The sequence below is a fragment of the Microcoleus sp. bin38.metabat.b11b12b14.051 genome (genome assembly GCF_013299165.1).
Classification (GTDB): Bacteria; Cyanobacteriota; Cyanobacteriia; order Cyanobacteriales; family Microcoleaceae; genus Microcoleus.
On record NZ_JAAFKD010000001.1, the window covers coordinates 123,561 to 139,566 of the forward strand.

Sequence of the window (16,006 nt, forward strand, 5' to 3'; positions counted from 1 at the left end):
TACTAACTCACCCTTCTAGGGATAAGATTTGGGGGATATCGCTCGATATTACCTCTGTTTCGCTGCTAGCCCAGCGGCGGTAGTCTAAGAGCAACTGGTACATTAACCGCTGTTTGACGCCCAAGAGCACGCTCTTGAGCAAACCGTTGCCAGTTGCTTCTAAAATCGGTTTGGGCGTCAGCCAAAACGGTGGCGGTAACTCTACTTGCACTTCCAAATCGGCTTTTCCCTTCAGATACGTTACCCCGCCCTTTTGGTGTGCAGCAAGCTGTCCTTTAAGATTGAGAGCAAAGCGATCGTTTATATAACCCACCCCGAGGATTTCGCAACCGACGGATTCGAGAGCGATCGTGCCGTCCGACTGCGGCCACACCCTCATGTCTACCGTGGGTTGAATGCTCAGCATCATAAATTGTAACGGTCGCATTTTCAAGCGAAAACAGTCATCGCTCAGTTGCTCTGTGCGAGTGCGATCGACCAGAGCGTTTACCAGTCGCCTCGGCTGGCGCAGATAATGTTGAATGGGAACCCGTTCGTCAGGTACGGCGATCTCAACGGATTGGGAAGCATGAAAGCGGGTATACATGAGAAGATATCTATATATAGGATTCGTAAGCATATCTTAATAAACTATCACTTTTTTAAGGTGACATCACTCGCGCACTCGGGTAGTGTCATCCGAGAAACAACGGATAAAAGCTTTCGCGAAATCACTAATTTTTTCATCATACTTGCTGGCTGATGAGAGTAAAGCAAACATTTGTAACGCAAAATTGCCGATTATTATGAAAATTTCGTTAGCCAAGCCGTCGAAGAGGATCGCACATCTGGGCCCTGTTGGTACTAATGCAGAAACAGCGGCTCAGGCTTATGTCAATTGGTTGAGCCTGGAAACGAACTCCGAATGCACCCTGTATCCTTATTCCACCATTTCTCAGGCACTAGAGGCATCCGCCTCTGGACTGGTTGATTGTTCGATCGTACCGGTGGAAAATTCCATAGAAGGTAGTGTGACTGTCACCCTAGATACCTTGTGGCGGCTGGATACACTGCGGATTAAACACGCCTTGGTTTTGCCGATTTCCCACGCCCTGCTGTCAAATGCTCCAAATTTTAACGAAATTAAAAAAGTCTACTCTCACCCGCAAGCCCTAGCTCAGTGTCAGTTGTGGTTGGCAGAGTTTATCCCGGGGGCTGAGTTGATTCCAGCCAATTCAACCACCGAAGCCTTGCAGTACCTGGAAGATACCAGTATAGCGGCAATCTCTTCGCCCAGAGCCGCTGAACTCTACAAATTGCCCATGCTAGCGAGCCCGATTAATGATTATCCTGACAATTACACTCGATTTTGGGTGCTGGGATCGGATGCAGCAAAACTAGGAAACGCCCCAGCATCCCACGACTCATCGGTGACATCCGCCGCTACAGCAGAAGAGGCTAACTTGCAGTTAGATGCAGCCCCCGCCAATTGCACCCACACGTCACTAGCTTTTAGCGTACCTGCAAATATGCCCGGAACCTTGGTCAAACCTTTGCAAGTATTTGCCAGTCGCGGTATTAATTTAAGTCGCATTGAATCTCGCCCGACGAAGCGATCGCTCGGAGAATACATTTTCTTTATGGATGTTGAAGCAGATGCGTGTTCTGGATTAGTGCGATCGGCACTAGAAGAGTTAAAAAATCACACGGAAACTTTAAAAATCTTTGGTTGCTACAGTGTACTGTCAGTAGTATAATTTTAGGTACAACTTAGGAGGCTAGCCAGATGAATGCGGATGAAATTCTGAAGCGATACGCAGCCGGAGAAAGAGATTTTCATGAAACCAACTTGCAAGAAGCTTCGTTGCGAGAAGCTTTCTTAAGTCATATTAATCTAGCCTGTGCAACTTTGAACGAAATCAATTTAGCTTTTGCAGACCTAAGTTCGGCAAACTTAATAGGCGCAAATATCAAGAATGCTTGCCTCGTAATGGCCCAATTAAATGGGGCTAATCTTACCAAAGCTGATTTAACTTTTTCCAGGCTCACAGGAGCTGACATGATTCACGCCAATCTCAAAAACGCCAATTTGAGCGAGACAAAAATGATAGGTGTTGATTTGACGGCCGCTTGCTTGTACGGGGCAAACTTAATCGAAGCCAACCTGATTGATGCTTGCTTGAATAATGCAGATTTCACAGAAGCCAATCTAACTGAGGCAAAACTGCGAGGAGCGAGTCTAAAACAAGCTAACCTGAAAGGAGCATTGTTGTATGAAGCTAATCTTCAGGACGCCGATTTGAGAGAAGCTGACTTGCGCGGCGCTAATTTGAGCGGGGCTATTTTATGCGGTGCTAACCTGGAAGGCGCCAAGCGCGATCGCGAAACAAATTTAAGCGGGGCAATTCATTTTTTCATCAGACAAGTCTGATATCAAGCAATATAAATTACCAGAAAGAATTGGTGCAAAGCTAATCACTTGTAACCGAGAGATTAAAACAATACTATTCATTACTCCAATCCTATTGCTTCCAGGTACAGGTCGCCCGGATTCCGTCAACCGTCAACATAAAGAAGCGCCAAATTAGACGGCTAAGGACTAAAAAATATAGTATTCATTTGGCTGAAAGTGCAGTCTATTTGCTCCTGTACCTTAGCAAAATGAACCTGCATCTTGAGTATCTCTTTCTTAGAATTAGCTTCAGCAATCTTACTTTCCAAAGCTAGCAAGTTGCGGTTGAGAGTTTCTACTCGCACAGTTTGGTCGTCTAAATCAATTTTTACTTCTGCTACCTTATCCAACTCGATCTGTTTGCGAACCCAGGCGTGTCGCACCAAGTTTTCGTCTCCTTTCTCCAGAGCTACCAAAGCTCGCTGCTGCCACTGATTGGCTTGAGATTCAGCTTGATTGTACTGCCACTGAATGCGGAGTTGGGCGGAAATGGCACTGCTAACAGCCTGACGCAGTTGCTTGAGAGGTTCCTGAATTTCTAAGATTAACAAATCCCACAAATTCATCAGTTCGCAGGTGAATTCTTCGCGTTCTACAGAGGCTACTAATGCTTCCAAAAGTAACAAATTTGGTTGCATCTGCTGCATAGTTGTCTCAAATATTAACTGTGCTTCTGATAATTGTCGATCGCTATTTTTATCTGAGACTGCGCTGGGTGAGTTCTTTAATATTTTTTGATTGCTGTCTGCCGCTGTTTCTGAGTCTAAACTTGCAGGTACAAAGGCTTGTAATTTTTCGCGGGCGATCGCGCTCAGCCTGTCTCGCACTAAAGCGCAGGCCGCCCGCTGCACTGGCCCTGGGTCGCTTTGACAAATTTTTATAACTGTTTTTAACCCTGCATCGCCATAATTGAAGGCTTCCTTGAGGGCTGCAATCCGATGTTCGCTGACAGAACTAGACAGTCGGTGTTTGACTCCTGCTAGTCCGCCGAGTACCACACCGCCCACAGGAGGGGGCAGTTGACCGCCTCTAACTGCATCATAGGGTTTCGGTTGGTCGAGATTTTGTGACACAAGCATCTAATTTGGGAACGGGCATCTTGCCCGTTCCACAGAAAAATTTATTTTTGTGGAACGGGCATCTTGCCCGTTCCGTTCCACAGAAAAATTTATTTTTGTGGAACGGGCATCTTGCCCGTTCCTAGATATTTTTGTAAAAGGTCTATTAATTCTCAATTATTTAATCTCCAATGCGAAAATCTCAAATCGAAAATGGTATGATTTCTGTGTGATTTTGGCTTGAATGCAGGCAAAGCCGATCGTACTTTTTGCCTGCGCCAATTCGCTACTGGAGCGTATCTTTGAGTACAGTTCTTGCTGCCAAGTGGTTGCGAGTGGAAGTTAAAATTTCGGTTTCGCGTTCCAATCTTGCAGCAGTATCTTGCAATTCTAAAAGAGTTTGCTGTTCTGTCGCTGCGCCGTAAAGGTAGCTGGCTACCCAGTAGGACAGTTCTGTTGGCAAACTGGGAATGTCTTCGGGTAGGTCGATCGGCTGATCCATCAATTTGCTGGAGAGACGAACTACATCTCTCAGCAGTTGTTCGACTTCTTTCCCCAAAGATCGGAGGTCTTTTTCTGGCGGTTCGTCTTCAATCCATTCTACTAAACCGACTAAATAGGGTTTTTCCCGAACGGCATCGAGGACTCGGAACCGCTGCTGTCCGAGAGTCATGATTTTCATGCGATCGTCCGGGAGGCGCTGGCAATGAATGACTTCGGCGCAACAGCCAACGGCTGAGACTTTGTTTTGGTTGGGGTCCCACATGAGCACACCGAAACGGCGATCGCCCTCCAGAATCGTATTCATCATGATTCGATAGCGAAACTCAAAAATTTGCAGCGGCAGCGGTCTACCTGGAAATAGAACCACTTCCGGCAACGGAAATAAGGGGAGTTCGCGAACTGCGGAGGAGGAAGAGGATGCCATTGTCGCTCAAAGGTGACGGTACTTGCGCTTATTTTTCTTACTTTAACTGATTTGAGTAATTCCGGGGCGGGAGCGATCGGCTTTTGTGGTGTCTCCGGGAGTGACTGCGGGCGATCGCCAATGCTCCCAGCAACCCCTGACATCTTCAAAAAGCCGTCATTCCTTAAAACTGATAAAAATTATGTTTTTGCTTAACGAACTATGTCAAACGCTATGATAGCCACTTTGAAATAACTATTTTTTTAGCGCTCCCTGACTGATAAAAATTTACGTTTTAATTAGACCCATTTATTAAGAAACTAATGACAACTGACAACCGCAACGACCGGCGAGGGGGCAAGCTGTCAACTGACAACTGTCAACTGTCAACTGTCAACTGTCGATCGCACTTTTACCAAAAAAGGAACAATGTATTTTTCCATTGTTCCTTCTTTCTGCTTTTGATCTCGGTCAATCTACAGCTTGACTTCGATATCTACGCCTGCTGGCAAATCCAGTTTCATCAAAGCGTCAATTGTTTTAGCCGAGGGCTGGTGAATGTCGATAATGCGACGGTGCGTGCGAGTTTCAAAGTGTTCGCGAGAATCTTTGTCTACGTGGGGCGATCGCAGCAAGCAATAAATCCGTCGTTTTGTCGGTAGGGGAATCGGGCCGATCGCAGTGGCGGCTGTCCGATTTGCTGTATCTACAATCTTTTCGCAAGATGCGTCGAGAATTCGGCGATCGAAAGCTTTGAGGCGAATACGAATTTTTTGCTGTGGAATTGTTGCCATTTTTTTTGTTGAATTTTCTAGGTTCAGTTTATTTTTAGTCAGTTGTCAGTTGTCAGTTGTCAGTTGTCAGTTGGCAGTTGTCAGTTGGCAGTTGTTATTTAACCTTCGATCCCTAACCACTAACTACTAATATCATCTCTGAGCGCCTATCAACGTGCCTCAGCCATGATATTACCATCGATCGGAAATGATATAACCAATGACCAATGACCAATGACCAATGACCACCCTTCGACTTCGCTCTTCGGGCGAGATGACCAATGACCAATGACCAATGACCACCCTTCGACTTCGCTCTTCGGGCGAGATGACCAATGACCAATGACCAATGACTAAATAGCAGAAAAGCCACCAAATTTGATTAGGCTTTTCTGCTATTTAAAGCGTTACCGAATTCCTACTTGAGGATTTTGGAAACAACGCCGGCGCCGACTGTTCGGCCGCCTTCACGGATTGCGAAGCGCATTCCTTGTTCGATCGCGATCGGGTGAATCAGATCAACAGTCATTTTGATCCGGTCACCAGGCATCACCATTTCAGCTTCTGTACCATCATCAGCAGTGAACTGCATGATTGTACCAGTTACGTCAGTTGTACGGACGTAGAACTGAGGGCGGTAGCCCGAGAAAAAGGGCGTGTGACGGCCGCCTTCTTCTTTTTTGAGAATGTACACTTCAGATTCAAACTGAGTGTGAGGCAAGATGCTCTTCGGCTTGGCAATCACCATGCCTCTTTCAATATCTGCCTTCAAAATACCCCGGAGAAGTAGACCCACGTTGTCGCCAGCCAAACCTTCATCCAAGGACTTGGTGAACATTTCCACACCAGTCACCGTAGTGCTGCGAGTGTCCTTCAGACCAATCACTTCGACAGTTTCGCCGACTTTGACACTGCCGCGCTCAATCCGACCAGTAGCAACAGTACCCCGACCAGTAATCGAGAATACGTCTTCTACAGCCATCAAGAAAGGCTTGTCAATTTCGCGTTCTGGAGTAGGGATGTAAGAATCTACTGATTCCATCAGCTTGTAAATCTTGTCAACCCACTCATTCTCGCCCTGCTTGGTTTTGGGATTAGCAAGCATCGCTTCGAGAGCTTTTAAGCCAGAACCGGTCACGATGGGGATATCATCGCCAGGAAAATCGTAAGAACTCAAGAGTTCGCGAACTTCCAATTCAACCAATTCCAACAGTTCAGCGTCATCTACCATGTCTTCTTTGTTCAAGAAGACAACCAGGCTGGGAACGCCAACTTGCTTAGCTAGCAGGATGTGTTCGCGTGTTTGAGGCATGGGGCCATCTGCCGCTGACACTACTAGGATGCCACCGTCCATTTGAGCAGCACCGGTGATCATGTTTTTCACATAGTCAGCGTGTCCGGGGCAATCCACGTGGGCGTAGTGGCGGCTTGTGGTTTCGTATTCTACGTGAGCAGTATTAATCGTAATACCGCGTGCTTTTTCTTCTGGCGCAGCGTCGATGTCGGCGTAGTTCTTACCCTTAGCCTGACCCAATGCTGAAAGAGTCATCGTAATCGCCGCGGTCAAAGTTGTTTTGCCGTGGTCAACGTGACCGATGGTGCCGATGTTTACGTGGGGTTTAGTCCGTTCAAATTTTGCGCGTGCCATTCTCGATCTGTTCCTTGTTTTTTTTAGCGATTTTAGACTTGAGATTTTAGATTCTAGATTTTGGATTCAATCCAAAATCCAAAATCTAAAACCTTAAATCATTAGTTCCCTTTGTTCTTAGCGATAATGGCTTCAGCCACATTTCGCGGCACTTCTTCGTAATGGCTGAATTCCATTGTGAAGATGCCTCGACCTTGGGTTTTTGAGCGGATGTCAGTAGCGTAACCGAACATTTCTGCTAGTGGAACTTTTACAGAAACTTTGGCAATTCCCTGATCCGTCTCTTGACCTTCGATCTGACCCCGACGCGAGTTGAGGTCTCCGATGACGTTCCCGATGTAATCTTCGGGAACTTCAACCTCTACCTTCATCATAGGCTCTAGCAGCACTGGCGACGCCTTCATCACGGCTTCTTTGATTGCCATTGAACCGGCGATCTTAAATGCCATTTCTGAAGAGTCTACATCGTGGAAAGACCCGTCTACCATAGTAGCTCTGAGGTCGATCACGGGATATCCTGCTAGAATACCTGATTCGCAGGCTTCTTTCATCCCTTGTGCTGCCGGATTGATGTACTCTTTCGGTACAGTGCCACCGACAATTTTGGAGACAAATTCAAAGCCGGTTCCCTCTTCAGCAGGTTCTAGTTCGATCACCACGTGACCGTACTGACCTTTACCGCCGCTTTGGCGGATAAATTTGCCTTCGGCGCGGACGGCTTTGCGAACGGTTTCCCGGTAGGCTACTTGCGGCTGACCGACGTTGGCTTCTACTTTGAATTCGCGCAGCATCCTGTCTACCAAAATTTCCAAGTGCAGTTCGCCCATGCCGGCGATGACTGTCTGATTGGTTTCTGGGTCAACATTGACTCGGAAGGTGGGGTCTTCTTCCGAGAGGGACTGGAGGGCTTTGGAGAGCTTCTCCATGTCTTGTTTGGTTTTGGGTTCCACCGCCACCGAAATGACCGGTTCTGGAATAAACAGGGACTCCAGAATCACTTCCGAGCCTTCTTCACAGATGGTATCGCCTGTGAAGGTGTCTTTCAGACCCAAGGCTGCTCCCAAGTCTCCGGCGCGGAGTTCTTCTACGTCTATCCGATCGTCCGCTTTGAGTACAATTAGGCGAGAAACCCGCTCTTTTTTGTCTTTGGTGGAGTTGAGGACGTAGCTACCTTTTTTGAGGACACCGGAGTAAACGCGGAGGAAGGTCAGGCGACCGTAGGGGTCTGCCATGATTTTGAATGCCAGGGCTGACAGCGGGGCGTTGTCGTCGGCAAAGCGCTCTGCTGTCTCGCCGTTGGGTAGGAGTCCTTGAATTGGGGGAACTTCCAAGGGCGACGGCAGATAGTCGATGACTGCATCCAACAACAACTGAACGCCTTTGTTTTTGAATGCCGAACCGCATAGCATGGGGACGATCGTACCTTGGACAGTACCGTGGCGCAGGGCCAAACGGATTTCGTCTTCGGTTAGTTCTACACCTTCGAGGTATTTCTCGGTAAGGGCGTCGCTGGTTTCTGCTACGGATTCGATCAGCTTCGTGCGATATTGGGCGGCCAGCTCTTTGACTTCATCGGGGATTTCTACTTCCTCGATATCAGTGCCCGTGTTGTTCTTGTAGATATAGGCTTTCATTTGCACTATGTCTACAATTCCCCGGAAGTTTTCCTCACTGCCGATCGGGATTTGGATGGGTACAGCGTTCGCTCTCATCCGATCGCAAATTTGAGCATAGACTTTGTAGAAGTTCGCGCCCATTCGATCCATTTTGTTGACAAACACGATTCGCGGTACTTTATACCGATCGGCTTGCCGCCAAACTGTTTCCGATTGTGGTTGCACTCCGCCTACCGAGCAGAATACTGCGATCACTCCGTCAAGCACTCGCATGGAACGTTCTACTTCGATAGTGAAGTCTACGTGTCCGGGAGTGTCGATGATGTTGATTTTGTGCTCTTTCCAAGTGGTGGTGATAGCGGCAGCAGTAATCGTAATTCCCCGCTCTCGCTCTTGCGCCATCGTGTCCATAATTGTTGTTCCATCGTGCACTTCACCCATTTTGTGAACCATGCCAGAATAGAACAGAATTCTTTCTGTTGTTGTTGTTTTGCCCGCGTCAATGTGGGCGGCGATGCCGATGTTGCGAGTTTTTTCTAGCGGGACGATACGTACCACAGCTACCTCCTTAATCTTGTGTTGCTGTTATAATACTATTATACTACACAGTAACCTTATTTTGCACTCCCAATCGACTTACAACATAAGTTTATTGAGCTTATTGTTACATTTTAATATTGTTTGCAACATTTGTTTACAAAAATATTAAGGATGCGACATGGAGGATTCAGAGACAGGGTGAATTTTTACTTTGGGAGTTTTGAGTTTGCTTCACGAATGGCCGGCAGCATTGTCCCTGGAGAAGCAATCTCAATACTCAAAATTTACACTTTTTAATTGATCGCCCGATGCTTTTATGCTGCGCGATCGACCTTTTCTCCATGCCCTAGTTGGCAATTAGTAACGGTAGTGAGCAAAAGCCTTGTTAGCTTCTGCCATACGGTGTGTTTCTTCGCGCTTGCGAATTGCACTGCCGGTTTCGTTAGCTGCATCCATCAGTTCGTTAGCCAGCTTGGCAGCCATCGAGCGGCCTGTGCGGGCGCGGGCAAATCTGATCAGCCAACGGAGGGCGAGGGTAGTTCCGCGATCGGAACGTACTTCCATCGGCACTTGGTATGTAGCGCCACCTACCCGGCGGGCTTTGACTTCTACCAGGGGTGTAGCGTTTTTGACTGCTTTTTCAAACAAGTCTAACGGTTCGGCTCCTGTGCGTTCCTGGATGGTTTTGAGGGCGTCGTAGACTATGCTGGAGGCCACGGATTTTTTGCCGTGCTGCATGATCCGTCTCACCATCATGCTTACCAACCGGCTGTTGTAGGTTGGATCTGGCGGAACTGGACGTTTTTGAATAACTGTGCGGCGAGACATAGTTCTATTTGCGATTTTTGATTTTGATTGATTGAATTTGGAGTTTCTAGCTCAAATCTCGATCGACGATCGAAACTTATTTTTGCTTTTTAACTCTGGCGATCGGGCGAAATCCGCGTTATTTTTTCTCTTTAGGACGCTTGGCCCCGTACTTGGAACGACCTTGCTTGCGGTCTTTCACTCCGGCGGTGTCTAATGTACCGCGAATGATGTGGTATCTAACTCCGGGTAAATCTTTTACCCTACCGCCCCGGATCATTACTACCGAGTGTTCTTGCAAGTTGTGACCGATCCCGGGGATGTAGGCTGTCACTTCAAAACCAGAAGTCAGCCGTACCCGAGCCACTTTCCGCAGCGCCGAGTTGGGTTTTTTCGGGGTGGTCGTGTACACTCTGGTGCAAACTCCGCGGCGCTGGGGGCAACTCTTGAGAGCTGGCGATTTGGTTTTTTTCTGCGTTTGTTCCCGTGCTGAACGGATGAGTTGCTGAATAGTGGGCATGAGTTACGGCATTTCTAGCTTTTTGCTGAATATAGTGTGATTTGGCGGCATCCGCACTGAAAGTCCCTTCCCCTCTGGGGGGACGGGATAAATCAAAATAATTATGGATAAGTGAGGATACCAGACTCTATATATTACACGAGTCGAGTTTTTTTGGCAAGAAATTTGCAGCAGCGGGCGATCGAACTTCCTGACAGGAAGTTGGGATGGCCAGATCGCCGGGGCCCACCAATCGATATTTGGTATCTAGCCGAGTCTCACTTAACGGAGGTACAAGTTGAGATTTGGCATTTTTAGATTTGAGATTGGCTTGGTTCGGCTACGCGGAAACAGAGTTCCGTAGAAGTTCAGCACCAGTCGCGAGCAGTAAGGACTTAAGAGATTGTTAATTAATTGGTCAATACATCATATTTATGAGATTCGGCTATATTTTTTGAGAGTTCAACGGCAACTGTGATTTATGTCACAGCCGACCCCAAAATTTACGCTATCCAAGATTTCGCATCACCATTTTTCCCAGAGGCGCATCAACTCTACGGTGCGAGCGCATCACAGCCTCAGAGAGATCGACATCACATAAAATTATATAAAATTGCCTGAGAATAAGAAACATACGTTCAGTTGACCGCAAATGAAAACCAAAGCTTATATTCCTGAAAGTAATATTTCTGAACTTTACTTGAACATTTGGAAGTCCGGTAAGATCGATCGGAGTCTGTTCCACCAAATTCAATCCGAAATTAATTGTCAAAGTTTAAAAAGTTCCGACGATTCCAAAATTGTCAGCAGGCTGCTATATGCAGTGCGGCGGGGATGGCTGTCCGTCAGGGACTGAGTGAGTTGCACGGAAGTTTTGAGATTACCGCACCAGCCAGGGCCCAACAACGCAGGTAAGGTGAATGATTTTTGAATTATGAGTTGAAATCTCATGATAAAATTAGATAAAATCAAAATAGATTCACCGCTCTTGAAAAGCAATATTAAAATCACAGGACAGGGTATGTTTAATTCTACAGAACTGCTGATAGAGGCCTTCATAAAACAACTGGAGAATGGGTACAGCCGCACTTACGGAGGCTACAAATCAGACTATGCTGACATTATTGCCTGGGTGGGGGCAATGGCATTAGAAAACATCGCCAGCAGCGACGCTCTATATCACAATACCGAACACGCCATTTGCATTACGCTAGTAGGTCAAGAAATCTTGCGAGGAAAACACATTCGCAAGGGTGGAGTTTCCTGCGAAAATTGGCTGCACTTCATTATTTCTTTGCTGTGCCAGGATATTGGATATGTCAAAGGAGTTTGTCGGCAAGACCAAGTATCAGCAGGATTATATGCTACAGGAAAAGATGGCATGAGAATCGCCCTTGCTCCGGGTGCAACAGCGGCCAGCCTCGCTCCTTACCGAGTTGACAGAGCAAAACTGTTCATTGACGAGCGTTTCGGCAACCACAAGCTAATTAATGCTGAGATAATTAAGCAGAACATAGAACAGACTCGTTTCTCGGTGCTTGACGGCAATATTGACGAAGATGCAGTTAATTATTCTAGTTTAGTTCGGGGTGCTGACTTGATAGGTCAGCTCAGCAACCCACAATATTTGCAGAAAATTGGCGCGCTGTTTTATGAGTTGGAAGAAAGCGGTGCTACTAAAGTTTTGGGCTACCGACATCCGGGCGACTTGCTGGAAAGCTACTCTCAGTTTTACTGGAGTGGAATTTACCCCCACATCAGCGAATCTCTCGGTTATTTGCAGTTGACTCAGGAAGGCAAACAGATTGTTGCTAGTTTGTACGCTAACGTATTTCGGATGGAACACCAACGTTCAGATTCTGAGGTTGCTTGAGTACAAGTGTAGTCAGTTGACAGTTGACAGTTGACAGTTGACAGTTGTCATTAATATCGGTAGGGTATGTCGCTTGTGAAAAATCCCTAAATTTAACCTATAATTTCATAGCGACGCACCTTGGATATTAGTATAAGTGTAGTCAGTTGATAGTTGATAGTTAATAGTTGTCGTCATTAGTATTGGTAGGGTGTGTCGCTTGCAAACAATCCCTAAATTTAACCTATAATCTCATAGCGACGCACCTTGCACATTTGGTGGACGAAACAAACCCAACAATTCCGTTGTGGCAAACTTTTTCATAAACCGTATAACTAACAGGAAATAACGAATAATCAATTACCAAGTACAAACTAGCAACTACCAATTACTAATTCCCGAACTGTATTTCATCCAACTCAACTCATTTCCTCCTCAAGTTCCGAGTGATATCTCGGACACAACCAATTGCTCGGCACCAAAGAAGGCCATCCCTCCCGCAGTGCTTCCAAACAAACAGCACGCACAGTTAATTGACAGTCCAGCAGTTCTACACCAGCTTTTTCAACTTGCTTTTTGCCTATTTTCAAAATCGATTCGTCGCTAAATTCAAAGGTTTTGTGGCACTGAATGCAAACCAGATGGTGGTGATGGTGCAATTCCGGCAAATTCAGTTCGTAATGTTTGTGTCCTTCTGCTAATTCTAGTTCGCGCAACATCCCAATTCTTGCTAATAAATGTAGCGTTCGGTAGACAGTAGACAAGCCTATTCGTTCTCCTTTATTTTGCAAAATATTGTATAATTCTTCCGCACTCAAATGATTGCCTTGCCGCATAGTTTGAAAGACACTCAAAATAGTTTCTCGCTGGGGAGTCAGGCGGCAGCCTCTCTGATTTAGTTCGAGTTTAAGTGAGTTAGCGCTGTAGATATTCATAGCGAATTTGTCCAAATAATTGTTATACATCCCCCTAATTTAGGGGGAATTTATTAGCTTTTAATTCCGGTTGCTAAAGGTGGAACAGAAGGATTTGTTGTCGGTACTTCTGCATAAGGTTTGTGAACCCTAGAGAAATGTTGCTGGCAAGAATTGGCAAAACAAGTCTTCGGTTCAAAGTCAGTACAGCCGATCGCATCTTCAGTACAAGCAACGCACGGCCGTACAGTACACTTGAGGCGGTAGTCATTAGTAAAAAACTCGCAATCTGAACAAGGAACTTGATGCAGGCGTCGGAGTTGATGGAATCCTTCGCGCAATGTTAGGGAAACACTCCACAAAAACAGCAGCATCAAAATACTGATACAGGAGCAGTAAATAAAAACAGTCATAGGGTAATTTCTCAAAGTATACACAAATTTGAAACCGATACAAAGTACAGAAACAAAGTAGGAACAAACTTTGTTTCTGACTTAAATCGCATTCAGCTTCTATTAAGGCGGGCGCGAGAAGCGTGCCAAATGTGACCTGCAAGGGCTAATGTACCCAATAAAAATTGTGCATTTGCCAATCCCAGGCGATCGCCTCCGTAAAATTCCACAGGATAAACAGTCGTGTTATACCCCACGAAAACACAGGAAAGAAAAGCCATAAAAGCCAAGCCAGCTAAACTATAGGAAAGAATAGCATCAGCCTCAATAATCAAAATTCGCTTAGCCCAAGGAAAAGGCTCAACCAGAATGTGCCACACGCCACCTGAAATTAGCATCGCACCAATCCAAATATGACCACCGATCACATCTTCTAAGTTATTAACACTAGCCATTCCTAGGATTGTCCAGCCACCATTAGCAAATCCGAACAAATAGCCAAAAATTGTCGCCGGATTGAGATTTGGGGTAACAATCAGCCGTACATCGCCGATCGCACTATCATAAATTCCCCCAAAATTCATTGCTTTGATCACTAGCAAAAAAGCACCCAATCCTAAAATAATTAAGTGGCTTCCCAAAATGGAACCCAGCTTCTTAGCGTCATTCCATTCATAGTGAAACTTAGCAACAATTCCGCCTCCAGTATGCAAAATTTCCGGGCCGCTAAAAACATGATAAAGACCCCCAGCGCCCAAAACAGCAGATGCCACTAAATGCAATATGCCGATCGCAAAATAAGCATAAGTATCAGTCACAACACCCCCAGCACCAACACCCCAGCCCAAAGTTGCTAAATGTGGCAGTAAAGAGAGATTCTGCTCATACATGGGCGTGCTTGGCACAAAGCGAGTCACTTCCGATATCGTAGTTGCTCCCGCCCAAAACATAATCAAACCCGCGTGAGCAACATGAGCGCCCAACAATCTACCCGACAAATCAGTTAAGCGGGCATTACCAAGCCACCACTTAACATTCGCTCCATCCCTTCCAAAATCGTTAATATTAGCAATTGTCACAGCTCTTTCCCTCGTAAAATTCTAGCTAGAGCAGGCAATTTTTAAATTTAGGACTTACGCATGGGTAGCTAAAAACCGGGTGTTTCAACCAAAATATTTGCTTAAAACCTTCTAAGTAGGTGGACATAAATAAATACAATAATGTCATTGCGAGGAACGAAGCAATCGCAGGGTTTTGAGATTACTTCGTTGTCTCTTCAGACGGGAAATATATATGTCCACGTACTTATCTCAATCAAAAAACCGGGTTTCTTGGACTTGATGCGTAAGTCCTGAAATTGATTAACATTGCCCGCCCCAGTCCTTGCAGAGAAACATTTCACTCTGCAAATTCTGAAGTCCTAGGACTCAGTTTCCATCGTATTTAAAGCAGTTTCAACTTGCTTAAAGTTAAAGCCGATCGCCCGCAGAGCGTGCCATAAGTGACCTTGCAAGAAGAAGAAAGCCAAGAAGAAATGAGCATTAGCCAGCCAGCAGCGAGGAGTGTGAGCACCGAACGGTAAGGCGATCGTATCCGCAAAATAGGGGGTAATACCCAACTTGATATCTAGCACAGGCCCGTAGAATTCAACGGGATAAGCTAAAGTATTAACTGCACAGAAGTAAGCCGCTGTAAATCCTGCTAAAGCAATACCACCGATCGAGTATGAAAGAATAGCTTCCCCAGAGAAACTCAACACTCGCTTAGCCCAAGCAAAAGGCTCTTTCACGATATGCCAAACCCCGCCAATAATCAGCATAATGCCGACATAAATGTGACCACCAACCAAATCTTCCAAGTTGTTAACACTGGCAAAATGAGTTTGATAGCCGTAAATTACTAATGGGTCAAGAGTTGGGCTGACAACAGTGCGAACATCGTGAATTGTCGAGTCGTACAAACCGCCGAAAAACATCGCTTTCGCCACCAGCAACAGCGCACCTAATCCTAAGAAAATCAAGTGATGTCCTAGGATGAAACCGAGTTTTTTGGGGTCTTCCCATTCAAAGTGAAACTTCCCGGCGCGACCTTTGGCATCCTTCAAGCTCTTAGGGCCTTTAAAGGTGTGAAACAAAGCACCAGCACCCAAAACAGCCGATGAGATGAGGTGTACCATTCCGACCACAAAGTACGGATAAGTATCGACGATTTGACCACCTACTCCTACACCTAAACCCAGAGTTGCTAAGTGGGGGAGCAAAATCAAGCCTTGTTCGCCCATAGAAATTGCTGGGTTGTAGCGAGACATTTCAAACAGAGTAAATGCTCCAGCCCAGAAAGTAATTAAAGCGGCTTGACCGACGTGAGCGGAAATGAAATATCCTGAAAGATTGGCGAAGCGGGCATTGCCAGCCCACCAGTCATATTTAACATTGGGATTATCGTAGGTTTGCATCGTTTTTTGTTTCCTTGTTGTACTTACTTCGGTATCAAAAAAATTGAATTTTAGATGGATTAGTTCGTAGTGCGGATTTAAGTTCGCACTATCGGAGCGGACTTAAGTCCGCAC

Annotated in this window: 18 protein-coding genes; 6 read left to right on the forward strand and 12 right to left on the reverse strand. The window is 46.0% G+C overall.

Annotation, left to right across the window (positions count from 1 at the left end; genetic code table 11):
- Positions 1-7 precede the first annotated feature (7 nt).
- Positions 8-586 carry a DUF1997 domain-containing protein gene (locus tag QZW47_RS00525; RefSeq protein WP_293122085.1) on the reverse strand — a complete coding sequence of 193 codons (579 nt, stop codon included), beginning with the start codon at positions 584-586 and terminating at the stop codon, positions 8-10.
- 199 nt (positions 587-785) lie between these two features.
- On the opposite strand from QZW47_RS00525, the gene pheA reads away from it, so the two are divergent.
- Positions 786-1,736 carry a prephenate dehydratase gene (pheA, locus tag QZW47_RS00530; protein ID WP_293122087.1) on the forward strand — a complete coding sequence of 317 codons (951 nt, stop codon included), beginning with the start codon at positions 786-788 and terminating at the stop codon, positions 1,734-1,736.
- Between the two features lie 29 nt (positions 1,737-1,765).
- Positions 1,766-2,410, forward strand: coding sequence for a pentapeptide repeat-containing protein (locus QZW47_RS00535; protein WP_293122090.1), 645 nt, complete (start codon positions 1,766-1,768; stop codon positions 2,408-2,410).
- 161 nt (positions 2,411-2,571) lie between these two features.
- Here QZW47_RS00535 and QZW47_RS00540 read toward each other — a convergent pair whose 3' ends face one another.
- A complete protein-coding gene (locus QZW47_RS00540; protein WP_293122093.1) occupies positions 2,572-3,510 on the reverse strand; it encodes a PspA/IM30 family protein in 939 nt (312 codons plus the stop codon).
- On the opposite strand from QZW47_RS00540, the gene QZW47_RS00545 reads away from it, so the two are divergent.
- Entirely contained in the window at positions 3,498-3,635 is a 138-nt protein-coding gene (locus QZW47_RS00545; protein WP_293122096.1) for a hypothetical protein, read from the forward strand. The genes QZW47_RS00540 and QZW47_RS00545 overlap by 13 nt on opposite strands.
- Before the next feature lie 140 nt (positions 3,636-3,775).
- Here the strand turns inward: QZW47_RS00545 and QZW47_RS00550 are convergent, their stop codons facing one another.
- From QZW47_RS00550 to rpsL, 6 genes are all read right to left on the reverse strand, one after another.
- Positions 3,776-4,417 carry an LON peptidase substrate-binding domain-containing protein gene (locus QZW47_RS00550; RefSeq protein ID WP_293122099.1) on the reverse strand — a complete coding sequence of 214 codons (642 nt, stop codon included), beginning with the start codon at positions 4,415-4,417 and terminating at the stop codon, positions 3,776-3,778.
- A 455-nt stretch (positions 4,418-4,872) separates the two neighbouring features.
- On the reverse strand, positions 4,873-5,181 hold the full coding sequence (gene rpsJ, locus QZW47_RS00555; RefSeq protein WP_265238410.1) for a 30S ribosomal protein S10: 309 nt from the start codon (positions 5,179-5,181) through the stop codon (positions 4,873-4,875).
- A gap of 406 nt (positions 5,182-5,587) precedes the next feature.
- Complete coding sequence (gene tuf / locus QZW47_RS00560) at positions 5,588-6,817, reverse strand: elongation factor Tu (protein WP_293122102.1); 1,230 nt, start codon at positions 6,815-6,817, stop codon at positions 5,588-5,590.
- 101 nt (positions 6,818-6,918) lie between these two features.
- Complete coding sequence (gene fusA / locus QZW47_RS00565; RefSeq protein ID WP_293122105.1) at positions 6,919-8,991, reverse strand: elongation factor G; 2,073 nt, start codon at positions 8,989-8,991, stop codon at positions 6,919-6,921.
- A 339-nt stretch (positions 8,992-9,330) separates the two neighbouring features.
- Positions 9,331-9,801, reverse strand: coding sequence for a 30S ribosomal protein S7 (gene rpsG, locus QZW47_RS00570; RefSeq protein ID WP_006632196.1), 471 nt, complete (start codon positions 9,799-9,801; stop codon positions 9,331-9,333).
- 118 nt (positions 9,802-9,919) lie between these two features.
- Positions 9,920-10,300 carry a 30S ribosomal protein S12 gene (gene rpsL / locus QZW47_RS00575; RefSeq protein WP_006632197.1) on the reverse strand — a complete coding sequence of 127 codons (381 nt, stop codon included), beginning with the start codon at positions 10,298-10,300 and terminating at the stop codon, positions 9,920-9,922.
- Positions 10,301-10,453: 153 nt separating this feature from the next.
- On the opposite strand from rpsL, the gene QZW47_RS00580 reads away from it, so the two are divergent.
- The 3 genes from QZW47_RS00580 (at position 10,454) to QZW47_RS00590 (ending at position 12,152) form a co-directional block, all read left to right on the forward strand.
- Positions 10,454-10,597, forward strand: coding sequence for a hypothetical protein (locus tag QZW47_RS00580; RefSeq protein WP_293122153.1), 144 nt, complete (start codon positions 10,454-10,456; stop codon positions 10,595-10,597).
- A 334-nt stretch (positions 10,598-10,931) separates the two neighbouring features.
- Positions 10,932-11,135 carry a hypothetical protein gene (locus tag QZW47_RS00585; RefSeq protein WP_293122156.1) on the forward strand — a complete coding sequence of 68 codons (204 nt, stop codon included), beginning with the start codon at positions 10,932-10,934 and terminating at the stop codon, positions 11,133-11,135.
- Between the two features lie 165 nt (positions 11,136-11,300).
- The gene (locus QZW47_RS00590; protein WP_293122159.1) at positions 11,301-12,152 is read left to right on the forward strand and encodes an Npun_R2479 family HD domain-containing metalloprotein; all 852 of its coding nucleotides are present in this window, start codon (positions 11,301-11,303) and stop codon (positions 12,150-12,152) included.
- Between the two features lie 398 nt (positions 12,153-12,550).
- Here QZW47_RS00590 and QZW47_RS00595 read toward each other — a convergent pair whose 3' ends face one another.
- The 4 genes from QZW47_RS00595 to QZW47_RS00610 form a co-directional block, all read right to left on the reverse strand.
- Positions 12,551-13,066, reverse strand: a complete 516-nt coding sequence (locus QZW47_RS00595) for a transcriptional repressor (protein ID WP_293122162.1) — start codon at positions 13,064-13,066, stop codon at positions 12,551-12,553.
- A 53-nt stretch (positions 13,067-13,119) separates the two neighbouring features.
- The gene (locus tag QZW47_RS00600) at positions 13,120-13,458 is read right to left on the reverse strand and encodes a hypothetical protein (protein WP_293122165.1); all 339 of its coding nucleotides are present in this window, start codon (positions 13,456-13,458) and stop codon (positions 13,120-13,122) included.
- A 92-nt stretch (positions 13,459-13,550) separates the two neighbouring features.
- Positions 13,551-14,516 carry a chlorophyll a/b binding light-harvesting protein gene (locus QZW47_RS00605; RefSeq protein WP_293122168.1) on the reverse strand — a complete coding sequence of 322 codons (966 nt, stop codon included), beginning with the start codon at positions 14,514-14,516 and terminating at the stop codon, positions 13,551-13,553.
- 341 nt (positions 14,517-14,857) lie between these two features.
- A complete protein-coding gene (locus tag QZW47_RS00610) occupies positions 14,858-15,892 on the reverse strand; it encodes a chlorophyll a/b binding light-harvesting protein (protein ID WP_293122171.1) in 1,035 nt (344 codons plus the stop codon).
- Positions 15,893-16,006 lie beyond the last annotated feature (114 nt).

Excerpts from the sequence above, each read along its gene's own strand:
- QZW47_RS00600 (WP_293122165.1), bottom strand. The coding sequence starts at position 13,458 with ATGACTGTTTTTATTTACTGCTCCTGTATCAGTATTTTGATGCTGCTG.
- QZW47_RS00610 (WP_293122171.1), bottom strand. The coding sequence starts at position 15,892 with ATGCAAACCTACGATAATCCCAATGTTAAATATGACTGGTGGGCTGGC.
- QZW47_RS00585 (WP_293122156.1), top strand. The coding sequence starts at position 10,932 with ATGAAAACCAAAGCTTATATTCCTGAAAGTAATATTTCTGAACTTTAC.
- pheA (WP_293122087.1), top strand. The coding sequence starts at position 786 with ATGAAAATTTCGTTAGCCAAGCCGTCGAAGAGGATCGCACATCTGGGC.
- rpsL (WP_006632197.1), bottom strand. The coding sequence starts at position 10,300 with ATGCCCACTATTCAGCAACTCATCCGTTCAGCACGGGAACAAACGCAG.
- QZW47_RS00525 (WP_293122085.1), bottom strand. The coding sequence starts at position 586 with ATGTATACCCGCTTTCATGCTTCCCAATCCGTTGAGATCGCCGTACCT.
- QZW47_RS00535 (WP_293122090.1), top strand. The coding sequence starts at position 1,766 with ATGAATGCGGATGAAATTCTGAAGCGATACGCAGCCGGAGAAAGAGAT.
- QZW47_RS00540 (WP_293122093.1), bottom strand. The coding sequence starts at position 3,510 with ATGCTTGTGTCACAAAATCTCGACCAACCGAAACCCTATGATGCAGTT.
- QZW47_RS00590 (WP_293122159.1), top strand. The coding sequence starts at position 11,301 with ATGTTTAATTCTACAGAACTGCTGATAGAGGCCTTCATAAAACAACTG.
- QZW47_RS00595 (WP_293122162.1), bottom strand. The coding sequence starts at position 13,066 with ATGAATATCTACAGCGCTAACTCACTTAAACTCGAACTAAATCAGAGA.
- QZW47_RS00550 (WP_293122099.1), bottom strand. The coding sequence starts at position 4,417 with ATGGCATCCTCTTCCTCCTCCGCAGTTCGCGAACTCCCCTTATTTCCG.
- tuf (WP_293122102.1), bottom strand. The coding sequence starts at position 6,817 with ATGGCACGCGCAAAATTTGAACGGACTAAACCCCACGTAAACATCGGC.
- rpsG (WP_006632196.1), bottom strand. The coding sequence starts at position 9,801 with ATGTCTCGCCGCACAGTTATTCAAAAACGTCCAGTTCCGCCAGATCCA.